The organism is Glycomyces dulcitolivorans, assembly GCF_003265355.1.
GTDB lineage: Bacteria > Actinomycetota > Actinomycetes > Mycobacteriales > Micromonosporaceae > Glycomyces > Glycomyces dulcitolivorans.
Map to the genome: position 1 here is coordinate 1 of NZ_QFRW01000130.1, position 1,573 is coordinate 1,573.

At 71.9% G+C, this 1,573-nt stretch carries 3 protein-coding genes; all 3 read right to left on the minus strand.

Features of this window, described 5'->3' with window-relative positions:
* Positions 1-263 precede the first annotated feature (263 nt).
* The gene (gene recR / locus DI269_RS13055; RefSeq protein WP_112136567.1) at positions 264-860 is read right to left on the minus strand and encodes a recombination mediator RecR; all 597 of its coding nucleotides are present in this window, start codon (positions 858-860) and stop codon (positions 264-266) included.
* A 45-nt stretch (positions 861-905) separates the two neighbouring features.
* Positions 906-1,244, minus strand: a complete 339-nt coding sequence (locus tag DI269_RS13060; RefSeq protein ID WP_112136569.1) for a YbaB/EbfC family nucleoid-associated protein — start codon at positions 1,242-1,244, stop codon at positions 906-908.
* A gap of 120 nt (positions 1,245-1,364) precedes the next feature.
* Positions 1,365-1,573, minus strand: a 209-nt coding sequence (locus DI269_RS13065; RefSeq protein WP_198667390.1) for a hypothetical protein, incomplete at its 5' end; no start/stop codon positions are given.

Here is a 1,573-nt window from a genome sequence, read left to right on the forward strand (position 1 = left end):
CAGGCGGCGAGCGCGGACAGGCCCAGGACGGCCGCGGCGGCCGCGCCGACGGCGCGCCGGGCCGCGGGCCGGGAGATGCGTGCAGGGTGAGGCAAGGGACCACCAACCAGTCGTCGGGCTTCGGGAAGTCCGAGACTAGGTTCGAGGCGTTTCGTCACCGTTACGCGTGATGTCCCCGAGACCTATCGCGCGCAAGTCGTTACGGTTTGCACATTCGCCACATTCCGTACACACCGCGCGAACAAAGTGAGTCCCGTTGCGGCTCAGTCCATGTCGCGGCGGCCGGAGAAGGCGCGCCCGAGGGTGACCTCGTCGGCGTACTCCAGGTCGCCGCCGACGGGGAGGCCGCTCGCGAGCCTGGTGACCTTGAGCCCCATGGGTTTGAGGAGCATCGCCAGGTAGGTCGCGGTGGCCTCGCCCTCGGTGTTCGGGTCGGTGGCGATGATGAGCTCGGTGGTCTCGCCGGCCTGGAGGCGCACCATGAGCTGCCGGATGCGCAGGTCGTCGGGGCCGATGCCCTCAAGGGGGTTGATGGCCCCGCCGAGCACGTGGTACCGGCCGCGGAACTCGCCGGTGCGCTCGACGGCGAGGACGTCCTTGGGCTCCTCGACGACGCAGATGAGCGCCTCGGTCCGCCGCGGGTCGCGGCAGATGCCGCACTGCTCGGCCTCGGTGACGTTGCCGCACACCTCGCAGAACCGCACCTGCGCCTTGACGCGCTCCAGTGCGGACGTGAGCCGCTCGACGTCGGCCGGCTCGGAGGCGAGCAGGTGGAACGCCAGGCGCTGCGCGCTCTTCGGGCCGATACCGGGCAGCTGCCCGAGCTCCTCGATGAGGTCGCCCAAAGCCCCGTCGTACAAGGATTCTCCTTATTTGGTTCCGCGTGGTCGGTCCGGCCGGGTGCGCTACATGCCCGGCAGGCCGAGGCCGCCGGTCATGCCGCCGATGGCGTCGCCGAGCGGGCCCATCTTCTCGGCGGCGAGGCGCTTGGCGCTGTCGTTCGCGGCCTGGATCGCCGCGATGACGAGGTCTTCGAGGGTCTCGACGTCCTCGGGGTCGACGGCCTTCGGGTCGATCTTGATGGCCTTGAGCTCGCCGTCGCCGGTGACCGTGGCGGTGACGAGGCCGCCGCCGGCCGAGGCGCTGACCTCGGCCTGGGCCAGTTCGGCCTGAGCCTTCATCATGTCGGTCTGCATCTGCTGCGCCTGCTGGAGCAGCTTCGCCATGTCGCCGCCTGGGAACATGTCCATGTCTCTCCTCGCCCTCCTGGTCTCCTGGTGCAGGGCCAGCCTAACCGCACGGGGCGACGCCCGTCGGCCGAGCACGCCCGCGGGTTCCGGTCCGCACACCGCGCGTGCCGGACCCTAGGCGATCTGCTTGGCGCCGAACGCGTTCTGGAGGAGCTTCACGGCCTGCTCCTCGCTGGTGCCGAAGCCGCCCGGGGCGACCGGGTCGTCGGGGCTGGGCTCGTCGTAGTCCTCCGGCGGGGGCTCCTCGACCGCTTCGGCGGCGGGGGGCGGGGACTGGCGGCCGGGGGCGGGCCGGGACGGGGCGCCGCGGGGCGCGGCCGTCC

What these genes read in the sequence shown, in the direction of transcription:
- DI269_RS13060 (WP_112136569.1), bottom strand. Translation starts at nt 1,244, where the DNA reads ATGTTCCCAGGCGGCGACATGGCGAAGCTGCTCCAGCAGGCGCAGCAG.